The sequence below is a fragment of the Pseudomonas benzenivorans genome (genome assembly GCF_024397895.1).
Lineage (GTDB): Bacteria > Pseudomonadota > Gammaproteobacteria > Pseudomonadales > Pseudomonadaceae > Aquipseudomonas > Aquipseudomonas benzenivorans_A.
In genome coordinates, this window is the sequence record NZ_CP073346.1 from 2,820,972 (window position 1) to 2,847,434 (window position 26,463).

Here is a 26,463-nt window from a genome sequence, read left to right on the forward strand (position 1 = left end):
CGACATCCGGGTGCGGGCGTTGCACTCACCGTCAGGTCAGTCCGGCCAGGCGCCGCAGGCGTGCCAGGTCGTTGTGGTCCGGTTCGGGGTGCTGCTCGCAGATGGCCAGGCGCATGAGGATGGTTTCTCGTTTGACATTATTGCTGGCCAGACCATAGCAGGCACCGATCAGTTCGCGCAGCGGCGTCGGCAGGCGCCAGTGCGCTTTCAGGCGATAGGCCAGGACGTTGCTCGCCTGGTCCAACCCCTGTTGCAGCTGTTCGCTATCCAGAGGCTGACCGGCATTCTTCCACAGCTGCGCCTGGTGCAGCACGCACAGTTCGCCGATGCGGTGCAGCACCGCGGCGCTGTGCAGCGGCGCGGGGTCGAGATGGCACTGCTCGGCGAGCTGGGCGACCCGTTCGCTCAGGGATTCGGCCTGCTCGATATAGGCCAGGGCCTGCAGCTTCAACTCGCCGTCCTCGAGCTCGGCCGCCGGACGCAGGCCCAGGCCCAGGCCAATGTTCAGGGCGGTGGCCGGCCCCAGGGTATGCAGCGCCTCGGACAGGCTCAGGCAGGCCTGGTTGGCGCGATTGTATTGGCTGCTGTTGGCCGCGGCGATCAGGCGCGCGGTCAACGCCGGATCGCCTTGCCAGCGCTGGTTGAGCAGTTGCGCGCTCGGCGGCTGGTCGGCCGCCTGCTCCAGGCCGTCGAGCATGCCGGCCTGCAGCGGCAGGTCGAGGGCGCCGGCCGGCAGACCGGCCAGGTGATCGACGAAGCTGTCGCCGGCGATGGCGGCGGCGGACGATTCGGCCTCGTCCGGCGGCAGCAACTGTTGCAGGCACTCGAGCACCTTGGGCACCTGGAACGGCTTGGCAATGAAGGCGCTGACCCCCAGGGCCTTGACCTCGAGCACGCTGCTACGATCGGAGCGGCCGGTGACCATCACCAGGGGCACCTGGCTGTTGTCGCGGTGCACCTGCTCGAGCAGTTGGGTGCCCGAGTCATCGGGCAGGTTCCAGTCGGCGATCACCAGGTCGGCGGCGTGCTGCTGCCAGTCCAGCAGCGCCGCTGCCACGCTGTCCAGGCATTTGACCTGGGCGGCCGGCCGCAGGCTGAGGACGATCTGCTTGAGCAGGTCGGCGATCCAGGGGTCGTCTTCAAGAATCATCACGCGCATGACGTTTCCTTCGTATCGGTTGCTCGCCGTTCGTCGCTCGAACAAGGCCACTGGTTGGCCCGTGGGGCTCGGGAGGGCTGTGGCCATTCCAGCGGGGTGCGCAGGCGTCCAGGCGGCAGGTTCAGTTCCATTTGCATGCCCGGCAGTATAGATATCGGCACACTCGCAACATTCTTATCCAAAAGACCGACTGGTTTTCTGTCAGTCTCGGGGGATAATGCCGTGCAGCCTGATACTTTTGGGCAGGCTGCGTCATCCTTTTTCAGAGGCACTCGACTCCATGTGGTACAACGGATTTCTCGACCTGTCGGTCTGGCAACTGATCGCGGTCACCCTGCTGATGACCCACGTGACCATCGTCAGCGTCACCGTCTACCTGCATCGCTACTCGGCGCACCGCGCCCTGGAGCTGCACCCGGCACTGAAACACTTCTTCCGCTTCTGGCTGTGGCTGACCACCGGGCAGAACACCCGCGAGTGGACCGCCATTCACCGCAAGCATCACGCCAAATGCGAAACCGTCGACGACCCGCACAGCCCGGTGGTCAAGGGCCTGGGCACGGTGCTGCGCAAGGGCGCCGAGCTGTACCAGGAAGAGGCGAAGAACCAGGAGACCCTGCGCATCTACGGCAAGAACTGCCCGGATGACTGGATCGAGCGCCACCTCTATTCGCGCTACCCGATCGGCGGCGTGACCCTGATGGCGATCATCGACCTGGCCCTGTTCGGCGTGCTGGGCATGACCGTGTGGGCGATCCAGATGATGTGGATCCCGGTCTGGGCCGCCGGGGTGATCAACGGCCTCGGCCATGCCGTGGGCTACCGCAACTTCGAGTGCCGCGACGCGGCCACCAACCTGCTGCCCTGGGGCATCCTGATCGGCGGTGAGGAACTGCACAACAACCACCACACCTACCCGAACTCGGCCAAGCTGTCGGTGCGCAAGTGGGAGTTCGACATGGGCTGGGCCTGGATCAAGCTGTTCAGCCTGCTGGGCATGGCCAAGGTGCAGCGCGTGGCGCCCATCGCCCACCGGGTCGAGGGCAAGCGCCAGCTGGACATGGACACCGCCATGGCGATCCTCAACAACCGTTTCCAGATCATGGCCCAGTACCGCAAGCTGGTGATCGCACCGCTGGTCAAGCAGGAGCTGCTCAAGGCCGACGCCTCGGTGCGCCACCAGTTCCGCCGCGCCAAGCGCCTGCTGGCCCGCGAGCCGAGCCTGCTGCAGGACACTCAGCAGCTGCATATCGACGCCATGCTGGCGCACAGCCAGGCGCTCAAGGTGATCTACGAAAAGCGCCTGGCGCTGCAGCAGATCTGGGCCAGGACCAGCTCCAACGGCCACGAGATGCTGGAAGCGATCAAGCAGTGGGTGCACGAGGCCGAGGCCAGTGGCATCCAGTCGCTGCGCGACTTCGCCGAACAGCTGCAGAGCTACTCGCTGCGCCCGGCCGGCGCGCACTGACCGCGCCTGCAGTGCCGCCCAAGGCCCGCCGTTCGGCGGGCTTTTTCGTTGCGTGCCGTGGCGAGCCTCTATGCTGAGGGTATCGCCCAGGCATTCATCGGTACGGCGGTTTTATGGACGAGCGCAACCCCACCTCGACCGAGGTGGAAGAACTGACGCTGGCGCTGCTCCACTGTCGTGGTGAGGTAGCCCGGCTGCGTGAGCGGGAGCACCTGTTCAGTACGCTGGTGGACAGTCTCAACGCCGTGCTCTGGGCACTCGACTGGTACAACCATCGGGTGATCTACGTCAGCCCGGCCTACGAGCGGATCTTCGGCCGCTCGGCCGCGCTGCTGCTGGCCGACTACCAGGAGTGGCGCAACAGCATCTACCCGGACGACCTCGACTACGCCGCCGACAGCCTGGCCAAGGTGCTGGAAACCGGCGCCGTGGAGACCCGCGAGTACCGCATCATCCGTGGCGACGGCCAGCTGCGCTGGCTCAACGACAAGTGCTTCATCGGCCGTGAGGGCGAGGCCGGCGATCCGCACATCATCGTCGGCATCGCCGAGGACATCACCGAGAAGAAGCAGCTGGAGGGCGAGCTGCATCGTCTGGCCACCACCGATGTGTTGACCCAGAGCAGCAACCGCCGGCACTTCTTCGAGTGTGCCTTGCGCGAGTTCGAGCACGCCCGCCAGTTCGCCACGCCGCTGGCCTTCCTGCTGCTGGACATCGACGACTTCAAGCAGATCAACGACCGCTACGGTCACCAGATGGGCGACCAGGTGCTGCAGCGCCTGGCCCAGTGCGGGGCCTCCATCCTGCGCCGTGGCGACCTGTTCGGGCGTATCGGCGGGGAAGAGTTCGCCGCGCTGTTCCCCGGCTGCGAGCCGACCCTGGCTCAGCAGATTGCCGAGCGCCTGCAGCGCGAGGTCAAACGTCTGGGCTTCAGTCACCAGGGCAAGGCGTTCGCCATCACCGTCAGCCAGGGGCTGACCAGCCTGGAGCCTGATGACCAGAGCCTGGATGCGCTGTTTGCCCGCGCCGACGCGGCCATGTATGTGGCCAAGCGCCAGGGCAAGAACCAGATAGTCCGCGGCTAGGCTGCGGACGCCCGACCGCTTGTGGCGAAAATCCGCCGATGCCGGATTAAGGCTGGGCGGAAATCCGCCCAGCTGCCGCGGCTCATCGACCCCGCAGGCGCCATGCGGGCCCGCCCGATCCGCGCCCCAGAGCTCCCCCCGGTCACAGTTTCGAAATTGGCACAGTACCTGCGTAGGGCTCTTCAGACCCACGCCGGCCCCTTGGGCAGGCGCAGAATAACAACGAAGAGATCCGCGCCGATGAACCTCACCTGCCGCCGCTCCGTCGCTCCCTGGCCCGCCCCTCAGGCCCAGGCTCCGCGCTTCGTCGTCCGTCCCTGATAGCTACGCGCCCCGCCCCCCTTCGGCGCCCCGGGTAGCCCTGCGGCTGCCGGTCCGGACGGGGGCGGTGGCGACCGAATTCGACCGGCGCCTGTCTCTTCGCCCTGAAGCCTGCGCCGGCCGGTGCGTCACCCCTACCACACTGGAGTAAACCATAATGAATAAGACCTCCCTGGCGCTGGCCATAGCCGCCGGCACCCTGTCCCTGAGCCCCCTGGCCCAGGCCGAGTTCATCAAGGACAGCAAGGCCAGCCTGGAAGCGCGTAACTTCTACTTCAACCGCGACTTCCGCCAGGATTCTCGGCCGACCCCCAGCCAGGCCAAGCAGGAAGAGTGGGCGCAAGGTTTCATCCTGCGCCTGGACTCCGGCTATACCGAAGGCACCGTGGGCTTCGGCCTCGACGCCATCGGCATGCTCGGCTTCAAGCTGGACTCCGGTGACGGCACCGCGGGCAGTGGCCTGCTGGTTCCGGACCGCTCGGGCGGATCCCAGGACTACTCCTCCGACCTGGCCGTCGCCGGCAAGGTCAAGGCGTCCAAGAGCACCCTGCGCGTCGGCAGCATGCAGTTCAAGAACATGGCCATCGCCTCCAGCGACAGCCGCCTGACCCCGCAGGTGTTCCAGGGCGGCCATCTGCTGTCCCAGGAAATCGATGGGCTGACCCTGGACGGCGGCTACCTGCGCGAAGTCAACCATCGCAACTCCGGCGACTTCGAGGACATCGCCATCACCAGCGGCGGCCGGCGCGGCATCACCACCAGCGGTGGCACCACCACCGATTCCTTCCAGTTCCTCGGCGGCAGCTACAAGCTCAGCCAGGACCTGACCGCGGCCTACTACCACTCCGAGCTGGAGGACCTGTACAAGCAGAACTCCTTCAACCTGGTGCACGTGCTGCCGATCGCCGACAAGCAGAGCCTGAAGACCGACCTGCGCTACACCCGCTCCACCGACGACGGATCGCGCAGCAACGTCGACAACAAGGCGCTGAATGCGATGGTCACCTACAGCCTGGCAGGCCACAGCTTCGGCCTGGGCTACCAGAAGATGAGCGGCGACACCGGCTATGCCTACGTCAACGGCACCGACCCGTACCTGGTCAACTATGTGCAGATCAGCGACTTCGCCAACAAGGACGAGAAGTCCTGGCAGGCGCGCTACGACTTCAACTTCGCCTCCATCGGCGTTCCCGGCCTGACCTTCATGACCCGCTACCTGACCGGTGACAACGTCGAGCTGGGTGCCAATCGCTCCGAGGGCAAGGAGTGGGAGCGCGATACCGAGCTGATGTACGTGTTCCAGGCAGGTGCGCTGAAGAACCTCGGCGTGCGCTGGCGCAACGCCGCGGTGCGCTCCAACTTCGCCAACGACATCGACGAGAATCGCCTGATCGTCAGCTACACGCTGCCCTTGCTGTAAGGCTTGTTCCGTGCGTGACGGGATAGAAACATGACCGGTTAGTTGCAGACTGCTCGGTCGTGACGAGGTACGCAGAAGCCCGCCAATTGGCGGGCTTCTGCGTTTCGGCTTGCTTGGTGGGCAGAGTCGCGGACGGATGCTCTGAAGGGGAAGAGTGTTGCTCTTCAATATATAAAAAAATATATTGTTATTGTCTTAAGTGAGAGCGGCCAATGAATCCGTCCGAAACGTCCCTGGATATCCAGCAGCTGCGCGCCAACGCCGATGCCGCCGGACAGCTGCTCAAGGCCCTGGCCAATCCCGATCGCCTGCTGCTGCTCTGTCAGCTTGCCCAGGGCGAGCGCAACGTCAGCGAGCTCGAGGCCCAGCTGGGCATCCAGCAGCCGACCCTGTCGCAACAGTTGGCGGTGCTGCGCCGCGAGGGCCTGGTGGCCACCCGCCGCGAGGGCAAGCAAATCCACTACCGAATCAGCAGCCCGGAGGCCCTGGCGGTGATCGACACCCTGTACCGCCTGTTCTGCGCGGAGCAGCCAACATGAGTCTCGATTGGGCGCACTTCACCCCCTGGACGGCCTTGGCCGGCGGCGCGTTGATAGGCCTGGCGGCCGGTCTGTTCATGCTGCTCAATGGGCGCATCGCCGGCATCAGCGGCATGCTCGGCGCTGCCCTGGAGGGCGGCGAGGGGCGCTCGGAGAAGCTGCTGTTTCTCGCCGGGCTGCTGGCGGCGCCGCTGCTCTGGGGACTGTTCACGACGCTGCCCAGATTGCAGTTCCCCAGCGATGGCCTGGGGCTGGCAATCGCTGGCCTGCTGGTCGGCCTCGGCACTCGCTACGGCTCCGGCTGCACCAGCGGTCATGGCGTGTGCGGCCTGTCCAGACTGTCGCCGCGCTCGCTGGTGGCGACCCTGGCCTTCATGGCCAGCGGCTTCGCCACCGTGTATGTCATCCGTCATCTGCTGGGAGCTTGAGCATGCGCAAACTGACGGCGCTCCTGGCGGGCCTGTTGTTCGGTTTCGGTCTGTTGCTTTCGGGCATGGCCAACCCGGCCAAGGTGCTCGCGTTTCTCGACCTCGCCGGGGCCTGGGACCCGTCCCTGGCCTTGGTCATGGCCGGCGCCATCGGCGTCGCGTATCCGGCTTTTTCCTGGGCCAGGGGGCACCGTGAGTCGCTGCTTGGCGCGGCCATGCAGCTGCCAGGCAAGCGTGAGCTGGATCGCCAGCTGATCGGCGGCAGCCTGCTGTTCGGGGTCGGCTGGGGCATCGCCGGCATTTGCCCGGGGCCGGCGCTGGTCGGCCTGGCGGCTGGCTACTGGCAGATGGCGCTGTTCGTATTTGCCATGCTCGTTGGCATGGCGCTGTTCGCCGTCCTGCAACGCAGCCGCGGCGCCTGATCAGGCCCTGCAGCATGACGCTCGGCCGGTTATGCTGGCCGTCGCCCAAGGAGTGTTTATGTCACCCGAAATAGCCGCCTTCTTCGACCCGGCCACTTCCAGCTACAGCTATGTAGTCAGCGACCCGGCCAGCAAGCGCTGCGCCCTCATCGACGCCGTATGGGACTACGACGCCGCGGCCGGGCGTACCTCCCAGCAGGGCGCCGAGCGCCTGGTCGAACATGTGCGCGAGCAGGGCCTGCGGGTCGAGTGGGTGCTGGAAACCCATGTGCACGCCGATCACCTGAGCGCGGCGGCTGTCCTCAAATCCGAGCTGGGCGGACAGCTCGCCATCGGCGCGCGTATCACCGAGGTGCAGGCGACCTTCGCCAAGCTGTTCAACACCGGCAGCGACTTCGCCGCCGATGGCCGTCAGTTCGACCGGCTGTTCGAGGATGGCGAGCGTTTCAGCGTCGGCACCATTGCCGCGCAGGCGCTGCACACGCCGGGGCATACCCCGGCGTGCATGACCTACCTGATCGGCGATGCCGCCTTCGTCGGCGATACCCTGTTCATGCCGGACTACGGCACCGCCCGCTGTGACTTTCCCGGCGGCGATGCGCGCAGCCTGTACCGTTCGATTCACCGGCTGTTCGCGCTGCCCGACGACACCCGTCTGTTCCTGTGCCACGACTACAAGGCCCCGGGCCGCGACGAGTACCAGTACCAGACGAGCGTGGCCGAGCAGCGCCGGCACAACGTGCATGTGCGCGAAGGCATCGACGAGGACAGCTTCGTCGCCATGCGCCAAGGCCGCGATGCCGAGCTGGCCACGCCCAGGCTGATGTTGCCGGCGGTGCAGGTCAACATGCGCGGCGGCGAGTTGCCACCGGCCGAGGGCAACGGCGTCCGCTACCTGAAAATCCCGCTGAATCTGCTGTCATGAGGTGGCGTCCGGACTGGCTGCGCGGCTACGACCGCCGGGTGGCGGGCCAGGATGGCCTGGCCGCGTTGATCGTCACCCTGATGCTGATCCCCCAGGGCCTGGCCTACGCCATGCTGGCGGGGCTGCCGCCGCAGACCGGGCTCTACGCCAGCATCCTGCCGCTGCTGGCCTACGCCGCCTTTGGCTCCAGTCGCACCCTGGCCGTGGGCCCGGTGGCGGTGGTGTCCTTGATGACCGCCGCGGCCCTTGCCCCGCTGTATGCCCCGGGCAGCGCCGAGTACCTGGGCGCGGCCATGCTGCTGGCCCTGTTGTCGGCTTTGCTGTTGTTCGGCATGGCGCTGCTGCGCCTGGGCTTTCTCGCCAACTTCCTCAGCCACCCGGTGATTTCCGGCTTCATCAGCGCCTCGGGCCTGCTCATCGCGGTGGGCCAGCTCAAGCATATCCTCGGCGTTCCGGCGACGGGCCAGGCCCTGCCCGAGCTGCTTGCGGCGCTGTTCGAGGGTCTGCCGGCGACGCACCTGCCGACCCTGCTGATCGGCGCCGGCAGCCTGCTGTTTCTCTGGTGGGTGCGTGCTCACCTGAAAAGTAGCCTGACCGGCCTCGGCGTCGCGCCGGCGCTGGCGGGTAATCTGGCCAAGGCCGGTCCGGCGCTGGCCATACTGGTTGCGGTGCTGCTGGTGGGTGCCCTGCAGCTGGAGCAGGCCGGCGTTGCCGTGGTCGGCACGATCCCCCAGGGCTTGCCGACGCTGGCGCTGCCGCCCCTGGATTTCACGCTGATGCAGCAACTGCTGCCGGCCGCGGCGTTGATCAGCCTGATCGGCTTCGTCGAGTCGGTCTCGGTGGCGCAGACCCTGGCGGCCAAGCGGCGCCAGCGCATCGCACCGGATCGCGAGCTGCTCGGCCTCGGCGCGGCCAACCTGGCGGCGGCGGTCAGCGCCGGCATGCCGGTGACCGGCGGTTTCGCCCGCTCGGTGGTCAATTTCGAGGCGGGGGCGCAGACGCCCATGGCCGGTGCACTGACCGCCGTGGGCATTGCCCTCGGCGCGCTGCTGCTGACGCCCTGGCTGCATGACTTGCCCCAGGCGGTGCTGGCGGCGGCGATCATCGTGGCGGTGCTGGGCCTGGTCGACCTCGGCGCGCTGCGGCAGACCTGGCGCTACTCCCGCCAGGACGGTGCGGCGCAGGCGGTGACCCTGGCGGGAGTGCTGCTGCTCGGGGTCGAGGTCGGCATTCTGCTTGGCGTCGGCCTGTCGCTGCTGCTGTTCCTCTGGCGCACCAGCCGGCCCCATATGGCGGTGGTCGGTCAGCTGCCGGGCAGCGAGCACTTTCGCAACATCTTGCGGTTCAGCGTGGTACAGAGCGCCAGCGTGCTGTCATTGCGGGTGGATGAGAGCCTGTACTTCCCCAACGCGCGCTTTCTGGAGGAGCGGGTCGGCGAGCTGATCGTTGCGCGACCCGAGGTGCGGCACCTGGTGCTGATGTGTTCGGGGGTCAACCTGATCGATGCGAGCGCTCTGGAGAGCCTGGAGGCCATCGCCGAGCGCCTGCACAGCGCCGGGGTGCAGCTGCACCTGTCGGAAGTGAAGGGGCCGGTGATGGACCAGCTCAAGCGCTCGGATTTTCTCCAGCGCTTCGGCGGCGAAGTGTTCACCAGCCAGTATGAAGCGCTCTGCGCCCTGGACCCGGACAGCACCCGCCGGGCCCTGCAGCAGACGGCCTAGCTCGGGCGGCGGGCTGCCGCCCGACCCGGCGGGGTTCAGAGGGTTTGCGGCGCGGGCTGCTGCTGGGTGATGCAGTGGATATTGCCGCCACCCAGGAGGATTTCCCGACCCGGCACCATCACCACCCGGTGTTCGGGGAACAGCGCCTGCAGGATGGTGCGGGCCTGTTCGTCCAGTGGGTCGTCGAAGCTCGGCGCGATGATGCCGCCATTGACGATCAGGAAGTTGACGTAGGAGCCGGCCAGGCGCACGTCGGGGCTGCGCTCCTGGCTGCCGGCGACCAGGTCGACCCCGGCGCACTCCTCCTCGGTGGCATGCAGCGGCCCGGGAATAGGCATCTTGTGCACGATCAACTGGCGGCCCCTGGCGTCGCGCGCGGCTTCCAGCACCTTCATGGCCGCCTGGCAGCGCGGGTAGTTGGGGTTCTGCGGGTCGTCGGTCCAGGCCAGCAGCACCTCGCCCGGACGCACGTAGCAGCAGAAATTGTCGACGTGGCCGTCGGTTTCGTCGTTGAACAGGCCGTCGGGCAGCCAGATCACGGTGTCGATGGCCAGGTGCTCGCGCAGCACCTGCTCGATCGCCTCGCGGCCCAGGTGCGGGTTGCGGTTGCGGTTGAGCAGGCATTCCTCGGTGGTGATCAGGGTGCCTTCACCGTCGACATGGAAGGAGCCACCCTCGAGGACGAAGCCCTCGGTGCGGTAGCGCGCGCAGCGCTCGATCTCGAGGATCTTGCTGGCCACCTGGTCGTCGCGCACCCAGCTGGCGTACAGGCCGCCGTCCAGGCCGCCCCAGGCATTGAAGGTCCAGTCCACGCCGCGCACCTCGCCCAGGCCGTTGCAGACGAAGGTCGGCCCGGTGTCGCGCACCCAGGCGTCGTCCGTGCTGATCTCGACCACACGGATATTCCCGTGGTCCAGGCGGGCGCGGGCGTTCTCGTACTGCTCGGCGCTGACGCAGACGGTCACCGGCTCGAACTCGGCGATGGCCTTGGCCACCGCGGTGAAGGCAGCCTGGGCCGGCTTGCCGCCCAGGCGCCAGTTGTCCGGACGCTGCGGCCAGACCATCCAGGTCTGGCTGTGGGGTTCCCACTCGGCCGGCATGCGGAAACCGTCGGCGCGTGGGGTGCTGTTCAGGTTGGTCATCGGGGTTACCTGCTCAAGTGCGGCTGGGTTGTGCGTTACGGAAGCCTACCTGCCCCGGCGCCGCTGTGACAGCCGGGGCGTTCGTTTGGCGAGGCGCGATATCAGGACTCCAGCACGCCGTCGAGGGTCTTCACCGGGCCGTAGAGGTTCGGCCGGCGATCGCGGAAGCTGCCCCAGGCGCTGCGGATGTGCTCCAGCTGGTCGAGGTCGAACTGGTGCACCAGCACGCCTTCCTCGGTCTCGTTCAGTTCCTCGACCTTCTGCCCGAACGGGTCGGCGATGAAGGAGGAGCCGTAGAAGGTGATGTGGTAGCCGTCCTGGTCCTCGCGGCCGATGCGGTTGCTCGCCACCAGCGGCATCAGGTTGGCGCCGGCGTGGCCCTGCTGCACGCGCTGCCAGTGGTCGCGCGAGCTGATGCTCGGGTCATGGGGTTCGCTGCCGATGGCGGTCGGGTAGAACAGGACCTCGGCACCGAGCAGGGCCATGCTGCGTGCGCACTCGGGGAACCACTGGTCCCAGCAGATACCCACGCCGATCTTGGCGTAGCGGGTGTTCCACACCTTGAAGCCGGTGTCGCCCGGGTTGAAGTAGTACTTCTCGTGGTAGCCAGGGCCGTCCGGGATATGGCTCTTGCGATAGACGCCGAGGTTCTCGCCGTCGGCGTCGATGATCGCGATGCTGTTGTAGCGGGCGCGCCCGGCCAGCTCGAAGAAGCTGATCGGCAGCACCACCTGCAGTTCCTTGGCGACTTTCTGGAAGTGCGCGATGGCTGCGTTGGCCTCGACCGTGGTGGCCAGCTGCAGGTAGTCCGGGTTGGGCTTCTGGCAGAAGTACGGGGTCTCGAACAATTCCTGGATCAGGATGATCTGCGCGCCCTGGGCGGCGGCCTGGCGCACCAGCTTCTCGGCGTTGGCGATATTGGCGGCGCGATCCCAGGAACAGGCCATCTGGGTGGCGGCGACGGTGACGATGCGGGACATGGAACACCTCTTCAAAACGATAAGCGGCGAACAAACGAATGCGGAGGCCCCTCGGCGGGTCGATGGCGGCCGAGCGGCTGTCGACTTTATAGTCGATAAAAATCGGCTTTAGAAGCTTTTTTTATCTTAATGGAGATATTTATCGACGAAAATGCCGATAGTTATCTGTCTTTATGCGTCGAGAGGCGGGCACCGCTGTGGCTGGAAACCGGGTCGGGCAGGGCGGCCGTCACTCGGGCGACAGCGGCGCGTCCCGTTTCGGCAGGCAGGGCGGCAGGTACAGGCCCAGGTAGGCGTCGAACACGCGCATGCCTTCCTCGGCCAGGCGCGGGCTGATGTGGCCGTGCAGCTGCACCGAGCGGGCATAGACGCGATCGCCCAGCTCCATGGCCAGGGCGAAGACATCGATATCCGTCGGCAATGGCGGCAGGCGGAAGTGCCGGGCGAACAGTGCCTGCATCAGCTGGCCCAGTTCGATGTCGTGCTGGCGGTCGGCCTGGGTCACCTCGGCCAGGCCGTGCTGGGCGAGGATCAGCTGGCGGGCGGCGGCGTCGTTGGCATAGATCGCCAGCATGCGCAGTTCGACGGTGCGCGAGAGGTCGCGCCAGTCGCGCAGCTCGGCGTGCGCCACCGGCTGTTGCAGGCTGGCGCGGAAGGCGGCGTGAATGTCCGCGGTCAGGGCTTCGAGCAACGACGGCACGCTGGCGAAGAAGTGGTACACCGAGGACGGCGGAATCGCCGCGCGCTCGGCCACGCTGTAGATCGACAGGCTGGCCACGCCCTGCTCGGCGAGCAGTTCGCGGGCCGCGGTGAGGATCACGGCGATGCGGGCCTGGCTGCTGGCGCGGGGTTTGCGGGCGGTGCTGGGGCGCGGCATGACGGTCATCTCGGCAGGGGATGGCCTATTGGACGTCAGCCGTCGTCCCGGACGCAAGCCAACCGGGACTTGCGCCCGGCCGGCGAGTCAGTCGCCGCCGCGGAACTGGGCCCAGACCCGGTCGCGGACCACACCGTGCTTCTGCGGCATGGTTTCCAGGGCATACAGGCGACGTTTGGTGTCCCGGTCCGGGTACAGGCCGGGGTGGTTGCGCAGGCTTTCGTCGAGGAACGCCTGCGCGTCGGCGTTGCCGTTGGGGTAGAGGACCTCTTCGGTGATCAGCGCGGCGACCTCGGGACGCATCAGGTAATCGATGAAGCGGTGCGCCAGATCGGGGCGGAGGGCGCTGCGCGGGATCGCCAGGTTGTCGATAAACAGCACCGAGCCTTCGTCGGGCACCAGGAAGCGCACCGGCTGGCCGGCATCGGCGGCGGCGAGGGCGTCGCCCACCCAGGCCATGGCGACGCACAGGTGGCCCTGGTTGAGGTCGTCGATGTAGCGTTCGCTGTCGACGTAGCGCAGGTTGGGGCGCAGGCCATCGAGCACGCTGGCGGCGCGCTCGATGCGGCTCGGTGCGCTGCGGGCCAGGTTGCGGCCCTGGTAATTGAGCAGCAGCGACAGGGTCTCGTCCGGTGCATCCAGCACGCTGATGCCGCAGGTTGCCAGGCGCGCGCTCTGTTCGGCATCGAACAGCAGGCTCCAGCTGTCCGGCAGGGGGCCGCCGAACGCCGCCTCGGCCTGCGGCGTGTTGATCGCCAGGCCGACCGCGCCCCATAGGTAGGGCAGCGCATGGCGGTTGCCGGGATCGACCGCCGCCAGCTTGCTCAGCAGTTCCTTGTCCAGGTGCGTGCGGTTGGGCAGGCGCTGAAAGTCCAAAGGTTGCAGCAGGTTCTGGGCGATCAGCTGGGGCAGGTCGCTGTGGGTCGGCACCAGGACGTCAATGGCTTCGTTGCCAGCGAGGGCCGCGTGCATCTCCTCGGCGGTGCTGAAGGTGCGGTACTCGACGCGGATGCCGGTGTCGGCGCTGAACCGTTCCAGCACCTGGGGGGCGATGTAGTCGTTCCAGTTGTAGACGCGGATGACGTCCTCGGCGCAGGCCAGCAGGGGTGTCAGGCTGAGCAGCAGCGAAGCGAGCAAGCGGGGCATGGGAGTCTCCCTGTCGGCATGGTGGAGCGCGCCATCCGGCGCGGCCGTCGAGTGCTGCAGGCGCAAGTCTGGTGCGCGCTGCCGGTGTTGCGCGCGTACGGCCAGGCTTGGCTGAATAGAGCGACGCCGGCTCAAGGCCGGCGTCGGGGGTGTTGCTTACACGGTGTGCAGGTACCAGTTGTACTCGAGGTCGGAGATGGTGGTCTCGAACTCCTCCAGCTCGGCTTCCTTGCAGGCGACGAAGATGTCGATGTAGTCGGGGCTGATGTACTGGTTGAGCACTTCGCTGTCGTCCAGCTCGCGCAACGCATCGCGCAGGTTGTTCGGCAGGCTCTGTTCCAGCTGCTCGTAGGAGTTGCCCTCGATCGGCTCGCCCGGCTCGATCTTGTTGGTCATGCCGTGGTGAATGCCGGAGAGGATCGCCGCCATCATCAGGTAGGGGTTGGCATCGGCACCGGCGACCCGGTGTTCGATGCGCACCGCATCGGCGCTGCCGGTCGGCACGCGCACCGCCACGGTGCGGTTGTCCAGGCCCCAGCTCGGCGCGTTCGGCACGTAGAACTGCGCGCCGAAGCGGCGGTAGGAGTTGACGTTCGGGCAGAGGAAGGCCATCGACGCCGGCATGGTGTCGAGGATGCCGCCGATGGCGTGACGCAGCACGTCGCTCTGCAGCGGGTCCTCGGAGGTGAAGATGTTCTGGCCGGTCTTCTTGTCGAGGAGCGAGATGTGCACGTGCAGACCGTTGCCGGCCTGGCCCGGGTAGGGCTTGGCCATGAAGGTCGAGTCCATCTCGTGGTCGTAGGCGATGTTCTTGATCAGGCGCTTGAGCAGCAGCGCATAGTCGCAGGCCTTGAGTGCATCGTTGGTGTGATGCAGGTTGACCTCGAACTGCGCCGGGGCGCTTTCCTTGACGATGGCGTCTGCCGGCAGGGCCTGCTCCTTGGCTGCTTCGAGCATGTCCTGCAGACAGTCGACGTATTCGTCGAGGTCGTCGATCAGGTAGACCTGGGTGGAATGCGGGCGCTTGCCGGAGATCGGCGAGCGTGGCGGCTGCGGACGGCCGTTCACGTTCTCCTGATCGATCAGGTAGAACTCCAGTTCGAAGGCGGCGCAGATGGTCAGGCCTAGTTCGTCGAACTTCTGCACCACCTGGCGCAATACCTCCCGCGGGTCGGCGAAGAAGGGGGCGCCGTCCAGCTCGTGCATGGTCATCAGCAGTTGCGCGGTGGGTCGCTTCTGCCAAGGCTCGTTGCACAGGGTATTGGGGATGGGGAAACAGATACGGTCGGCGTCGCCGATATCCAGGCCCAGGCCGGTGCTTTCCACCGTGGAGCCGTTGATATCCAGGGCGAACAGGGAGGCCGGCAGGTTGATGCCTTTCTCGTACACCTTGTGGAGGCTGGCACGTTCGATGCGCTTGCCGCGCACCACGCCATTCATATCTGCAATGAGAAGGTCGACGAACTGGACCTCAGGATGTTCCTTAAGGAACGCGTTCGCTTCATTAAGCTGAACGGCACGCGGGGGTACCGACATGATGCAACACCTTTTTTGTTAAAAATATCAATCATGCGACTGCACGACCGTGAGTCAATCCTAAACACCATTCTCTGTCAAGAGAGGCGCAACGTGCCCCGCAAAAGGGCTCTGTGGCCATTTTCAGGGCGTTTCAGGGCAGCCTGAGCCGGGGCGCGGCCAGCGCAGGCGTGGTGCTCAGCCAGGTGTGTTCAATTTTTTACATGACTATTGTGTAAAAAAATGAACAAGGCTAAGCTCCGCTCAAACCCATAACAGCAATAAGACGGGTGTTCTATGTCGCGCCTGCCGTTGATCGGCGTAACCGCCTGTACCAAGCAGATCGGTCCGCATCCCTACCATATAACCGGCGATAAATATGTTCGCGCCGTGGTTGTCGGAGCCGGTGGTCTGCCACTGATCATTCCGGCGCTGGGCGAGCTGATCGACCAGCCGACCCTGCTCGATAATCTGCACGGTCTGCTGTTCACCGGCTCGCCGTCGAATGTCGAGCCCCATCATTATAGTGGCCCGCCGAGCAGTGTCGGCACTCAGCACGATCCGGCCCGGGATCAGACCACGTTGCCGCTGATCCGCCGGGCCATCGATGCCGGTATTCCGCTGCTGGGCATCTGCCGCGGCTTCCAGGAAATGAACGTGGCCTTTGGCGGCAGCCTGCACCAGAAGGTGCATGAGGTCGCCGGCATGCTGGACCACCGCGAGCCGCAGGAGCAGCCGCTCGAGGTGCAGTATGCGCCAAGCCATGCGCTGCAGGTGCAGCCGGGCGGCGTGCTCGCCGGCCTCGGCTTGCCGCGCGAGATCCAGGTCAACTCCATTCATGGCCAGGGCGTTGAACGTCTGGCGCCCGGCCTTCGCGTAGAGGCACTGGCGCCCGACGGGTTGGTCGAAGCCTTCTCCGTCGAAGGTGCGCCGAGCTTCGCCCTCGGGGTGCAATGGCACCCCGAGTGGCAGGTAGGATCCAACCCGAATTATCTCGCCATCTTCCAGGCCTTTGGTGAGGCTTGCAGGAAGAGGGCGGGGCAACGCTGAGCCGGCTATAAAGGAATCGGCTCTTTTCAACCCTGAGGTCTCTATGAGCACCAAATTGGACCAGCTTTCGAGCTGGCTGAAAGAACGCAAAATCACCGAAGTCGAATGCCTGGTCAGCGATCTTACCGGGATTGCCCGCGGCAAGATCTCGCCGACCAACAAGTTTCTCGACGAGAAGGGCATGCGCTTGCCCGAGAGCGTGTTGCTGCAGACTGTCACCGGCGACTATGTCGAGGACGACGTCTACTACGAGTTGCTCGATCCGGCCGACATCGACATGGTCTGCCGGCCGGACGAGAACGCGGTATTCCTGGTGCCCTGGGCCATCGAGCCGACCGCCCAGGTGATCCACGACACCTACGACAAGCAGGGCAACCCGATCGAGCTGTCGCCGCGCAACCTGCTGAAGAAGGTCCTGAAACTCTACGCCGACCGGGGCTGGAAGCCGATTGTCGCGCCGGAGATGGAGTTCTACCTGACCAAGCGCTGCGAAGACCCGGACTTCCCGCTGCAGGCACCGCTGGGCCGCTCGGGCCGCCCGGAAACCGGGCGCCAGTCGTTCTCCATTGACGCCGCCAACGAATTCGATCCGCTGTTCGAAGACATGTACGACTGGTGCGAGCTGCAGGGCCTGGACCTGGACACCCTGATCCATGAGGAAGGCCCGGCGCAGATGGAGATCAACTTCCGTCACGGCGACGCCCTGCAGCTGGCCGACCAGATCCTGGTGTTCAAGCGCACCATGCGCGAGGCGGCGCTCAAGCACGACGTGGCGGCGACCTTTATGGCCAAGCCGATCACCGATGAGCCCGGCAGCGCCATGCACCTGCACCAGAGCATCGTCGACCTGGAGACCGGGCGGAACATCTTCTCCAACGACGACGGCTCGATGAGTGAACTGTTCCTCCATCACATCGGCGGCCTGCAGAAGTTCATCCCCGAGGTGCTGCCGCTGTTCGCGCCGAACGTCAACTCGTTCCGCCGCTTCCTGCCGGACACCTCGGCGCCGGTGAACGTCGAGTGGGGCGAGGAGAATCGCACCGTCGGCCTGCGCGTGCCGGACTCCAGCCCGCAGAACCGCCGGGTGGAAAACCGCCTGGCCGGCGCCGACGCCAATCCCTATCTGGCCCTGGCCGCCAGTTTGCTGTGCGGCTACATCGGCATGGTCGAGCGCATCGAGCCAAGCGCGCCGGTGGTGGGGCGGGGCTACGAGCGGCGCAACCTGCGCCTGCCGTTGACCCTGGAGGCGGCGCTGGAGCGCATGGAGGTCTGCGAGACCGTGAAGGAGTACCTGGGCGACAAGTTCATCAGCGGCTACGTCGCGGTCAAGCGCGCCGAGCACGAGAACTTCAAGCGGGTGATCAGCTCCTGGGAGCGCGAGTTCCTGCTGCTGTCGGTCTGAGTGAGCGGGGGCCGGCTTCGGCCGGCCCCCAATCAATGCATGCAATTTGAGGTAGCTATGAGCAATCCCGTCAACAACCCGAAAACCCGTGAATGGCAGGCCATGAGCCGCGATCATCACCTGGCCCCCTTCAGCGACTTCAAGCAGCTGGCGGAGGTCGGCCCGCGCATCATCACCAGGGCCGCGGGCGTGTACCTGTGGGACAGCGAGGGCAACAAGATCCTCGACGGCATGGCCGGCCTGTGGTGCGTGGCGGTTGGATACGGGCGCGAGGAGCTGGTCCAGGCGGCGGCTGCGCAAATGCGCGAGCTGCCGTTCTACAACACCTTCTTCATGACGGCCCACCCGCCGGTGCTGGAGCTGGCCAAGGCCATCGCCGAGATCGCCCCCGCAGGCATGAACCATGTGTTCTTCACCGGTTCCGGCTCCGAGGGCAACGACACCATGCTGCGCATGGTCCGCCATTACTGGGCGGTCAAGGGCAAGCCGAGCAAGAAGGTCATCATCGGCCGCATCAACGGCTACCACGGTTCCACCGTCGCCGGCGCCAGCCTGGGCGGCATGAAGTTCATGCACGAGCAGGGCGACCTGCCGATCCCGGGCATCGAGCACATCCCCCAGCCATACTGGTTCGGCGAGGGCGGCGACATGAGCCCTGACGAATTCGGTATCTGGGCCGCCGAGCAGCTGGAGCAGAAAATCCTGGAGGTCGGCGAGGACAACGTCGGCGCCTTCATTGCCGAGCCGATCCAGGGCGCCGGTGGGGTGATCGTGCCGCCGGACAGCTACTGGCCGAAGATTCGCGAGATCCTCGCCAAGTACGACATTCTGTTCGTCGCCGACGAGGTCATCTGCGGTTTCGGTCGCACCGGCGAATGGTTCGGCAGCGACTACTACGGCAACGCCCCGGACATGATGACCATCGCCAAGGGCCTGACCTCCGGCTATGTGCCCATGGGCGGGCTGATCGTGCGCGACGAGATCGTCGAGGTGCTCAACCAGGGCGGCGACTTCAACCACGGCTTCACCTACTCCGGGCATCCGGTGGGCGCCGCGGTGGCCCTGGAGAATATCCGCATCCTGCGCGAGGAGAAGATCGTCGAGCGGGTCAAGGAGGAGACGGCACCCTATTTGCAGAAACGCCTGCGTGAGCTGGCCGACCACCCGCTGGTGGGCGAAGTACGCGGCGTCGGCCTGCTGGGGGCCATCGAACTGGTGCAGGACAAGGCGACCCGCGCGCGCTTCCCGGGCGAGGTGGGCGTGGGCATGATCTGCCGCGGCCATTGCTTCAACAACGGGCTGATCATGCGCGCCGTCGGCGACACCATGATCATTTCGCCGCCCCTGGTGATCAGCAAGGCGGAGATCGACGAGTTGGTGGAGAAGGCCCGTCTGTGCCTCGATTTGACGGCCAAGGCGGTACTGAACTGAGCAGGACGCTGTCAGCGCTTTCGGAGCCTTAGGCCTGAAAGTTGTAAAAAGTGCCAGGACCTTGCCAGACTGCATCCGTGCGTTGGCCAGGCTCACCGGGAGGTGGTGCAGTGAGGCTGCGCCACCTTCCGGAATACTTCTACGACAACAGGAGCTGTACGCATGAAAAGATTCGGCAAAACCCTTCTCGCCCTGTCCCTGGCGGGCGCCGTAGCCGGTGCCGCCCAGGCCGAGGACAAAGTGCTGCACGTCTACAACTGGTCGGACTACATCGCCGAAGACACGCTGGCCAACTTCGAGAAGGAAACCGGCATCAAGGTGGTCTACGACGTTTTCGACAGCAACGAGACCCTGGAAGCCAAGCTGCTTTCCGGCGGTTCGGGCTACGACGTGGTGGTGCCGTCCAACCAGTTCCTCGCCAAGCAGATCAAGGCCGGCGTGTTCCAGCCGCTGGACAGGTCCAAGCTGCCGAACTGGAAGAACCTCAATGGCGACCTGATGAAAGCCCTGGAAGCCGCCGACCCGGGCAACCAGTACGCCTTCCCCTACCTGTGGGGCACTACCGGCATCGGCTACAACCCGGCCAAGGTCAAGGCTGCGCTGGGCGTGGACAAGCTCGATTCCTGGGGCACGGTGTTCAACCCGGAGAACATGGAGAAGCTGCAGTCCTGCGGCGTCGCCATGCTCGATGCGCCGGAAGAGATCTACGCCGCGGCGCTGCACTACCTGGGCAAGGACCCGATCGCCAAGAGCCCGGCCGACGTCAAGGCCGCTGAAGAGTTGCTGCTGAAGGTGCGTCCTTACATCACCTACTTCCACTCCTCCAAGTACATCTCCGACCTGGCCAACGGCAACATCTGCGTGGCCGTCGGCTGGTCCGGCGACGTGTTCCAGGCCCAGGCCCGCGCCGAGGAGGCGAAGAACGACGTGCCGGTCGCCTACGCCATCCCCAAGGAAGGCGCCGCCACCTTCTTCGACATGATGGCCATCCCGGCCGACGCCAAGAACACCGAGCAGGCCTATACCTTCCTCAACTACATCCTCACCCCGGAAGTGATCGCGCCGATCTCCGACTACGTGGCCTACCCGAACGGCAACGCCGCCGCCACGGCGCTGGTCTCCGAGGAGATCCGCAACAACCCGGGCATCTACCCGACCGAGGAAGCCTCGAAGAAGCTCTACACCTTCACCGAACTGAGCCCGAAGGTGCAGCGCGCCATGACCCGCAGCTGGACCAAGGTCAAGTCGGGCCGTTAAGTCACACCAAGCCAACCGGCTACCGGCGGGGCAGCCCGCCGGTGGCACGAACAATAAGAAGGGAGCTTGTATGCGTATTTCCACGCTTCTGGTCGGAGTTCCGGCCGGGCTGATCGTCGGTGCGTGTTCGCGCGTCGAACTGTCTATCGCCTGGCTCCGCCGGCGCTTCAGCGTTGCCTGGTGCTAGGCCGCTCAACAGCCGCGAATTTTTCCGATAGAGTGCCGGCCCTTTTGCGGGCCGGCCGATGAAGAAAGAGGACACACGCATGCGAATTTCCTTCGGCAAGACCCTCGCCGCCGGCGCCCTGATCCTCGGGCTGACGCCCCTGGCCCAGGCCGCCGGAACGGTGCATATCTACAACTGGAGCGACTACATCGGCGAAACCACCCTCGCCGACTTCGAGAAGGCCAGCGGGATCAAACCGGTCTACGACGTCTTCGACTCCAACGAAACCCTCGAAGGCAAGCTGCTGGCCGGTCGCTCCGGTTACGACCTGGTGGTACCGTCCAACCACTTTCTCGGCAAGCAGATCAAGGCCGGCGCCTTCCAGAAGCTCGACCGCAGTCAGCTGCCCAACTGGGACAACCTCGATCCAGCGCTGCTCAAGCAGCTGCAGCACAACGATCCGGGCAACCAGTACTCTGTGCCTTATCTCTGGGGCACCAACGGCATCGGCTACAACGTCGAGAAGGTCAAGGCGGCGCTCGGCGTCGAGCGCATCGACTCCTGGGCGGTGCTGTTCGAGCCGCAGAACATGCAGAAGCTCGCCAAGTGCGGGGTGAGCTTTCTCGACTCGGCCGACGAGATGATTCCGGCGGTGCTCAACTACCTGGGCCTCGACCCCAACAGCACCAACCGCGACGACTATGCCAAGGCCGAGGCCAAGCTGCTGGAAGTGCGCCCCTACATCACCTATTTCCACTCCTCCAAGTACATCGGCGACCTGGCCAACGGCAACATCTGCGTGGCCGCCGGTTTCTCCGGCGACATGCTGCAGGCCGCCGCGCGCGCCGAAGAGGCGGGCAAGGGCGTGCAGATCCGCTACGCGATCCCCAAGGAGGGAGCCAACCTGTGGTTCGACATGCTGGCCATCCCTGCCGATGCGAGCAATGTGCGGGAGGCCCATGCCTTCATCAATTTCCTGCTGGAGCCGGCGGTGATCGCCGGGGTCAGCGACTACGTCGGCTACGCCAACCCCAATCCCAAGGCCGCTGAGCTGATGGATCCGGCGGTGCGCGACGACGAGCGGGTGTACCCGCCGCAAGCGGTTTTGGACAGGTTGTTTATCTCGGCGGAGTTGCCGACCAAGGTGCAAAGGCTGATGACCCGTAGCTGGACCAAGGTCAAATCGGGCCAATAATTTCAAACGTCCGGCCGCAGGGGTTGGACGCTTCTTTCCGGGAGTTTTGGTAATGGCAGTCGCTTCTAGTGCCTACAAGAAGATCCTCGAGGGCGATCAGCAGCCCAAAGAGGTGCTGGTCAAGATCGATCGGGTGACCAAGAAGTTCGACGAGACGGTCGCCGTCGACGACGTCTCGCTGACCATCAACAAGGGCGAGATCTTCGCCCTGCTCGGCGGCTCCGGCTCGGGCAAGTCCACCCTGCTGCGCATGCTCGCCGGCTTCGAGCGGCCCAGCGACGGGCGCATCTTCCTCGACGGCCAGGACATCACCGACATGCCGCCCTACGAGCGGCCGATCAACATGATGTTCCAGTCCTACGCCCTGTTTCCGCACATGAGCGTGGCCGACAACATCGCCTTCGGTCTCAAGCAGGACCGCATGGGCAGGGCCGAGATCGAGGCCCGCGTCGACGAGATGCTCAAGCTGGTGCAGATGACCCAGTACGCCAGGCGCAAGCCGCACCAGCTGTCCGGTGGCCAGCGCCAGCGCGTGGCCCTGGCCCGTTCCCTGGCCAAGAGCCCCAAGGTGCTGTTGCTCGACGAGCCGATGGGCGCCCTCGACAAGAAGCTGCGTTCGCAGATGCAGCTGGAGCTGGTGGAGATCATCGAGCGGGTCGGCGTGACCTGCGTGATGGTCACCCATGACCAGGAAGAAGCCATGACCATGGCCCAGCGCATCGCCATCATGCACCTGGGCTGCATCGAGCAGGTCGGCAGCCCGGTGGATGTCTACGAGACGCCGATCAGCCGCCAGGTCTGCGAGTTCATCGGCAACGTCAACCTGTTCGACGGCCAGGTGGTCGAGGACATGGAGGGGCACGCGCTGATCGACAGCCCGGACCTGGATCGCAACATCTTCGTCGGCCACGGGGTCAGCACCTCGGTGCAGGACAAGAGCATCACCTACGCCATTCGTCCGGAGAAGCTGCTGGTCACCACCGAGCGACCCGAGGGCGAGTACAACTGGTCCCACGGCAGCGTGCACGACATCGCCTACCTGGGCGGTCACTCGGTGTTCCACGTCAAGCTGCCCAGCGGCAAGATCGTCCAGTCCTTCGTCGCCAACGCCGAGCGCCGTAACGCGCGGCCGACCTGGGACGACGAGGTCTTCGTCTGGTGGGAGGACGACAGCGGGGTGGTGTTGCGCTCATGAACATTTCCCGAAGCATCGGTCGCCGGCTGCCCAAGGGCCGGCACTTCGTCATCGGCGTGCCCTTCGTCTGGCTGTTCCTGTTCTTCCTGCTGCCCTTCATCATCGTGCTGAAGATCAGCTTTGCCGAAGCCGACCTGGCCATCCCGCCGTACACGGAGATCTACACCTGGGCCGACGGCCAGCTGTCGCTGGTGCTCAACCTGGGCAACTACATCTTCCTCAGCGAGGACGACCTGTACCTGTCGGCCTACCTCGGTTCGCTGCAGATCGCCTTCTTCAGCACCCTGCTGTGCCTGCTGATCGGCTATCCGATGGCCTACGCCATTGCCCGGGCGCCCAAGGAGATGCAGACGGTTTTCCTGCTGCTGATCATGATGCCGACCTGGACGGCGATCCTGATCCGCGTCTATGCCTGGATGGGCATCCTCAGCAGCAACGGTCTGCTCAACAGCTTCCTGCTGACCCTGGGGGTGATCGACTCGCCGGTGCGCATCCTCAACACCAACGTCGCGGTGTACATCGGTATCGTCTACTCCTACCTGCCGTTCATGATCCTGCCGCTCTACGCCAACCTGGTGAAGCACGACCAGAGCCTGCTGGAGGCGGCGGCCGACCTCGGTTCGAGCAACTTCAACAGCTTCTGGAAGATCACCGTGCCGCTGTCGAAGAACGGCATCATCGCCGGCTGCATGCTGGTGTTCATCCCCTCGGTCGGTGAGTTCGTCATCCCCGAGCTGCTCGGCGGACCGGAGACCCTGATGATCGGCAAGGTGCTGTGGCAGGAGTTCTTCAACAACCGCGACTGGCCGGTGGCAGCCTCCCTGGCGGTGGTGATGCTGGCGGTGCTGATCATTCCGATCATCCTGTTCAACCGTAACCAAGCCAAGGAAATGGAGGGCAGAGCATGACGATCCCTCGCATTGCGCCAAGCAGCCTGTTCAACCGGCTCTCCCGTCAGGGCCGAGCCAAGGAAATGGAGGGTCGCGTATGAAGCGCCTGAGTTTCTCCACCCTCATGCTGTGGGGCGGGCTGCTGTTCATCTACCTGCCGATGCTGATCCTGGTGATCTACTCGTTCAACGCCTCGCGCCTGGTCACGGTGTGGGGCGGCTGGTCGGTGAAGTGGTATGTCGGCCTGCTCGACAACACCCAGCTGATGAACGCCGTGGGGCGTTCCCTGGAGATCGCCTGCTACACGGCGATCGCCGCGGTGGCGCTGGGCACCCTGGCGGCCTTCGTGCTGACCCGGGTGACCCGCTTCAAGGGGCGCACCATGTTCGGTGGCCTGGTCACCGCGCCGCTGGTGATGCCCGAGGTGATCACCGGTCTGTCGCTGCTGCTGCTGTTCGTGGCCATGGCCCAGCTGATCGGCTGGCCGGCCGAGCGCGGCCTGCTGACCATCTGGATCGCCCACACCACCTTCTGCACCGCCTATGTGTCGGTGGTGGTGTCCTCGCGCCTGCGCGAGCTGGACCTGTCCATCGAGGAAGCAGCGATGGACCTGGGCGCGCGGCCGTGGAAGGTGTTCTTCCTGATCACCATCCCGATGATCGCGCCGTCCCTGGCGGCCGGCGGCATGATGTCCTTCGCCCTGTCGCTGGACGACCTGGTGCTGGCCAGCTTCGTCTCCGGCCCCGGTTCCACCACCCTGCCGATGGAGATCTTCTCCGCCGTGCGCCTGGGTGTGAAGCCGGAGATCAACGCCATCGCCAGCCTGATCCTGCTGGCCGTGTCGCTGGTGACCTTCCTGGTCTGGTACTTCGCCCGGCGTGCCGAGGAGCGGCGCAAGAAGGCCATCCAGCAGGCCATGGACGAAACCACCGGCGCCAGCCAGAGGCCCGGCAGCCGCCGCGATTCGTCGCAGCAGGCGGCGGTGGCCTGATCGGTCAGGCGTGCGGGTGAAATGAATAGGGGTCACTTCGGTGGCCCCTTTTTCTTTAGAGCGAACCCCGGGACAGGGTCGCAGCTGCTTCGCTACGATCAGGGCGCCGCGGTTTCGGACCACTCGCAGAAGCAGCCCACCGCCAGGGTGTTGCTGGCATCGACCGCCCGCCCGGCCGCCAGGGCCTCGAGGATCGGCTCGATGAAGCTGTTGCTGGCATTGCAGGTCAGGCCTTCGCTGTAGGGGCCGAAGTAGGCCAGTCGGCCGTTCTTGTCCCAGATGGCCACCGCCGGGCTCGCCGGTATCCGCTCGGCGCCGGGCAGGGTCGGCAGCGCCTGCAGGTCGCCCAGGTTGGCTGGCAGGCGGCCCTGGCTGCCGGGCTTCTGCACGGCGTAGAAGGCCACGCCGCGAGGCCCGAACGCCTCCATCAGCTCGCTCAGGTGTTGCTGGTTGCCGACGTTGCAGGGGCAGGCGGGGTCCCAGAAGTGCACCAGGCGAATGGGCCCCGGGCCGGCCAGGTCCTCGGGCAGGCGCAGCTCGGCGCCGGAGAACAGCGCGGCGCGCTCGTCGAAGGGGCGCAGGTAGCGGCCCTCGAACCAGCGGACGGCGAGGACAAGGGCGGCGATCAGCAGCAGCGTCAACAGGGCGGCGAGCAGGGTCTTGCGGCGGGGCATGGCATGGCGGTCGCGGAAAGGGCGCCTAGCTTGCCACGTTGCACGTTGCGACTGAACATCTGCGCGCGGCTGCGGCACAATGGCGCCCAGCGCGACGTCCTCCCCGCCTATGGAAAGCCTTATGCCAGAGCGTTTCAATCCCGAGCACCTGCGTCCTCTGCTGCGACCCTTGGCCGCGGCGACGCTGGAGCTGCCGGCGGTGCAGGCATACCGGGCCTTCTATGGTCTCGACCTGGCGCAGCAGCACGCCCGCCTGGATTGCCGCCTGGGCGGCTTTCAGGTGGCCGGCTACCAGATCGCCGCGCACCTCTGGGCACCCCCCGAGCCGCGGGCGACCCTGCTGCTGGTGCATGGTTACTACGACCATATGGGGCTGTACCGCCATGTGATCGACTGGGCGCTGCGCATGAACTTCGCGGTGCTGGCCTGCGACCTGCCCGGGCACGGCCTGTCCAGTGGGGCCCGGGCCAGCATCGACGACTTCGCCGAATATCAGCAGGTGCTGACCGCGTTGCTCGACGAGGCGGCGCTGCTGGCGCTGCCGCAGCCCTGGCACCTGTTCGGCCAGAGCACCGGTGGCGCGATCCTGCTGGACTACTTGCTCAATGGCGCGCCACGGCCGGAAGTCGGCCAGAGCATCCTCCTGGCGCCGCTGGTGCGGCCGCGGGCCTGGGCCTGGTCGCAGCTCAGCTATCGGTTGCTCAGTCCGTTCGTCAAGGCGATACCCCGGCGCTTCAGCGAGAACTCCCACGACCCCGAGTTCATCGACTTCGTGCAGAATCGCGACCCCCTGCAGCCGCGCAATCTGCCGACGGCCTGGTTCGCCGCGCTGCGTGACTGGGTGCCGCGCATCGAGGCGGCGCCGCGCAGCGCCGCAAGCCCCTTGGTCGTCCAGGGCGAGGCGGACCTGACGGTGGACTGGCCGCACAACCTCGAGGTATTGCAGGACAAGTTCGCCGCGCCGCAGATCCTGCGCCTGGCGGAGGCGCGCCATCACCTGGCCAACGAGGTGCCGGCGTTGCGTCAACGCTACTTCGATTTCCTCAGCGAGCGCCTGGCCTGAG

24 protein-coding genes are annotated in these 26,463 nt (G+C 65.8%); 17 read left to right on the forward strand and 7 right to left on the reverse strand.

Annotated features, from left to right (window positions below):
- Positions 1 to 31 precede the first annotated feature (31 nt).
- Entirely contained in the window at positions 32 to 1,159 is a 1,128-nt protein-coding gene (locus KDW96_RS13150) for a response regulator (RefSeq protein ID WP_255836702.1), read from the reverse strand.
- A 280-nt stretch (positions 1,160 to 1,439) separates the two neighbouring features.
- Here KDW96_RS13150 and desA point away from each other — a divergent pair, with 280 nt between their 5' ends.
- From desA to KDW96_RS13190, 8 genes are all read left to right on the forward strand, one after another.
- Positions 1,440 to 2,627, forward strand: coding sequence for a delta-9 fatty acid desaturase DesA (gene desA / locus KDW96_RS13155; protein ID WP_255836703.1), 1,188 nt, complete (start codon positions 1,440 to 1,442; stop codon positions 2,625 to 2,627).
- 113 nt (positions 2,628 to 2,740) lie between these two features.
- A complete protein-coding gene (locus tag KDW96_RS13160; protein ID WP_255836704.1) occupies positions 2,741 to 3,712 on the forward strand; it encodes a GGDEF domain-containing protein in 972 nt (323 codons plus the stop codon).
- Positions 3,713 to 4,190: 478 nt separating this feature from the next.
- Complete coding sequence (locus tag KDW96_RS13165; protein ID WP_255836705.1) at positions 4,191 to 5,453, forward strand: OprD family porin; 1,263 nt, start codon at positions 4,191 to 4,193, stop codon at positions 5,451 to 5,453.
- 212 nt (positions 5,454 to 5,665) lie between these two features.
- Positions 5,666 to 5,992 (forward strand): ArsR/SmtB family transcription factor, encoded by a 327-nt coding sequence (locus tag KDW96_RS13170; RefSeq protein ID WP_255836707.1) that lies wholly within the window; start codon positions 5,666 to 5,668, stop codon positions 5,990 to 5,992.
- Positions 5,989 to 6,420, forward strand: coding sequence for a YeeE/YedE family protein (locus KDW96_RS13175; RefSeq protein WP_255836708.1), 432 nt, complete (start codon positions 5,989 to 5,991; stop codon positions 6,418 to 6,420). The genes KDW96_RS13170 and KDW96_RS13175 overlap by 4 nt, the downstream gene beginning before the upstream one ends.
- Before the next feature lie 2 nt (positions 6,421 to 6,422).
- Entirely contained in the window at positions 6,423 to 6,842 is a 420-nt protein-coding gene (locus tag KDW96_RS13180; RefSeq protein WP_255836709.1) for a DUF6691 family protein, read from the forward strand.
- Positions 6,843 to 6,900: 58 nt separating this feature from the next.
- On the forward strand, positions 6,901 to 7,767 hold the full coding sequence (locus KDW96_RS13185) for an MBL fold metallo-hydrolase (RefSeq protein WP_255836710.1): 867 nt from the start codon (positions 6,901 to 6,903) through the stop codon (positions 7,765 to 7,767).
- On the forward strand, positions 7,764 to 9,488 hold the full coding sequence (locus KDW96_RS13190; RefSeq protein ID WP_255836711.1) for a SulP family inorganic anion transporter: 1,725 nt from the start codon (positions 7,764 to 7,766) through the stop codon (positions 9,486 to 9,488). Before KDW96_RS13185 ends, KDW96_RS13190 begins: the two co-directional genes overlap by 4 nt.
- Positions 9,489 to 9,523: 35 nt before the next feature.
- Here the strand turns inward: KDW96_RS13190 and aguA are convergent, their stop codons facing one another.
- The 5 genes from aguA to KDW96_RS13215 form a co-directional block, all read right to left on the reverse strand.
- A complete protein-coding gene (gene aguA / locus KDW96_RS13195) occupies positions 9,524 to 10,630 on the reverse strand; it encodes an agmatine deiminase (RefSeq protein WP_255836712.1) in 1,107 nt (368 codons plus the stop codon).
- 101 nt (positions 10,631 to 10,731) lie between these two features.
- Positions 10,732 to 11,610, reverse strand: coding sequence for an N-carbamoylputrescine amidase (aguB, locus tag KDW96_RS13200; RefSeq protein WP_255836713.1), 879 nt, complete (start codon positions 11,608 to 11,610; stop codon positions 10,732 to 10,734).
- 229 nt (positions 11,611 to 11,839) lie between these two features.
- The gene (locus KDW96_RS13205) at positions 11,840 to 12,487 is read right to left on the reverse strand and encodes a TetR/AcrR family transcriptional regulator (RefSeq protein WP_255836714.1); all 648 of its coding nucleotides are present in this window, start codon (positions 12,485 to 12,487) and stop codon (positions 11,840 to 11,842) included.
- An 87-nt stretch (positions 12,488 to 12,574) separates the two neighbouring features.
- On the reverse strand, positions 12,575 to 13,633 hold the full coding sequence (locus KDW96_RS13210; protein WP_255836715.1) for a polyamine ABC transporter substrate-binding protein: 1,059 nt from the start codon (positions 13,631 to 13,633) through the stop codon (positions 12,575 to 12,577).
- A 156-nt stretch (positions 13,634 to 13,789) separates the two neighbouring features.
- The gene (locus KDW96_RS13215) at positions 13,790 to 15,169 is read right to left on the reverse strand and encodes a glutamine synthetase family protein (protein ID WP_255836716.1); all 1,380 of its coding nucleotides are present in this window, start codon (positions 15,167 to 15,169) and stop codon (positions 13,790 to 13,792) included.
- A gap of 276 nt (positions 15,170 to 15,445) precedes the next feature.
- Here KDW96_RS13215 and KDW96_RS13220 point away from each other — a divergent pair, with 276 nt between their 5' ends.
- From KDW96_RS13220 to KDW96_RS13255, 8 genes are all read left to right on the forward strand, one after another.
- Positions 15,446 to 16,198, forward strand: coding sequence for a gamma-glutamyl-gamma-aminobutyrate hydrolase family protein (locus KDW96_RS13220; protein WP_255836717.1), 753 nt, complete (start codon positions 15,446 to 15,448; stop codon positions 16,196 to 16,198).
- 43 nt (positions 16,199 to 16,241) lie between these two features.
- Positions 16,242 to 17,600, forward strand: coding sequence for a glutamine synthetase family protein (locus KDW96_RS13225; protein WP_255836718.1), 1,359 nt, complete (start codon positions 16,242 to 16,244; stop codon positions 17,598 to 17,600).
- Between the two features lie 57 nt (positions 17,601 to 17,657).
- Positions 17,658 to 19,031 (forward strand): aspartate aminotransferase family protein, encoded by a 1,374-nt coding sequence (locus KDW96_RS13230; protein WP_255836719.1) that lies wholly within the window; start codon positions 17,658 to 17,660, stop codon positions 19,029 to 19,031.
- A 162-nt stretch (positions 19,032 to 19,193) separates the two neighbouring features.
- Positions 19,194 to 20,288, forward strand: a complete 1,095-nt coding sequence (locus KDW96_RS13235) for a polyamine ABC transporter substrate-binding protein (protein ID WP_255836720.1) — start codon at positions 19,194 to 19,196, stop codon at positions 20,286 to 20,288.
- A gap of 266 nt (positions 20,289 to 20,554) precedes the next feature.
- Complete coding sequence (locus KDW96_RS13240; protein WP_255836721.1) at positions 20,555 to 21,649, forward strand: polyamine ABC transporter substrate-binding protein; 1,095 nt, start codon at positions 20,555 to 20,557, stop codon at positions 21,647 to 21,649.
- A 52-nt stretch (positions 21,650 to 21,701) separates the two neighbouring features.
- On the forward strand, positions 21,702 to 22,844 hold the full coding sequence (locus KDW96_RS13245) for an ABC transporter ATP-binding protein (protein WP_255836722.1): 1,143 nt from the start codon (positions 21,702 to 21,704) through the stop codon (positions 22,842 to 22,844).
- Between the two features lie 26 nt (positions 22,845 to 22,870).
- On the forward strand, positions 22,871 to 23,752 hold the full coding sequence (locus tag KDW96_RS13250; protein WP_255840524.1) for an ABC transporter permease subunit: 882 nt from the start codon (positions 22,871 to 22,873) through the stop codon (positions 23,750 to 23,752).
- Between the two features lie 79 nt (positions 23,753 to 23,831).
- A complete protein-coding gene (locus KDW96_RS13255) occupies positions 23,832 to 24,725 on the forward strand; it encodes an ABC transporter permease subunit (protein ID WP_255836723.1) in 894 nt (297 codons plus the stop codon).
- Between the two features lie 98 nt (positions 24,726 to 24,823).
- On the opposite strand, the gene KDW96_RS13260 is transcribed toward KDW96_RS13255, so the two are convergent.
- The gene (locus KDW96_RS13260; RefSeq protein WP_255836724.1) at positions 24,824 to 25,399 is read right to left on the reverse strand and encodes a DUF6436 domain-containing protein; all 576 of its coding nucleotides are present in this window, start codon (positions 25,397 to 25,399) and stop codon (positions 24,824 to 24,826) included.
- Positions 25,400 to 25,520: 121 nt separating this feature from the next.
- Between KDW96_RS13260 and bipL the strand changes: the two genes are divergently transcribed.
- Positions 25,521 to 26,462: a phospholipase BipL gene (bipL, locus tag KDW96_RS13265; RefSeq protein WP_255836725.1), complete on the forward strand. Its 942-nt coding sequence runs from the start codon at positions 25,521 to 25,523 to the stop codon at positions 26,460 to 26,462.
- Position 26,463 lies beyond the last annotated feature (1 nt).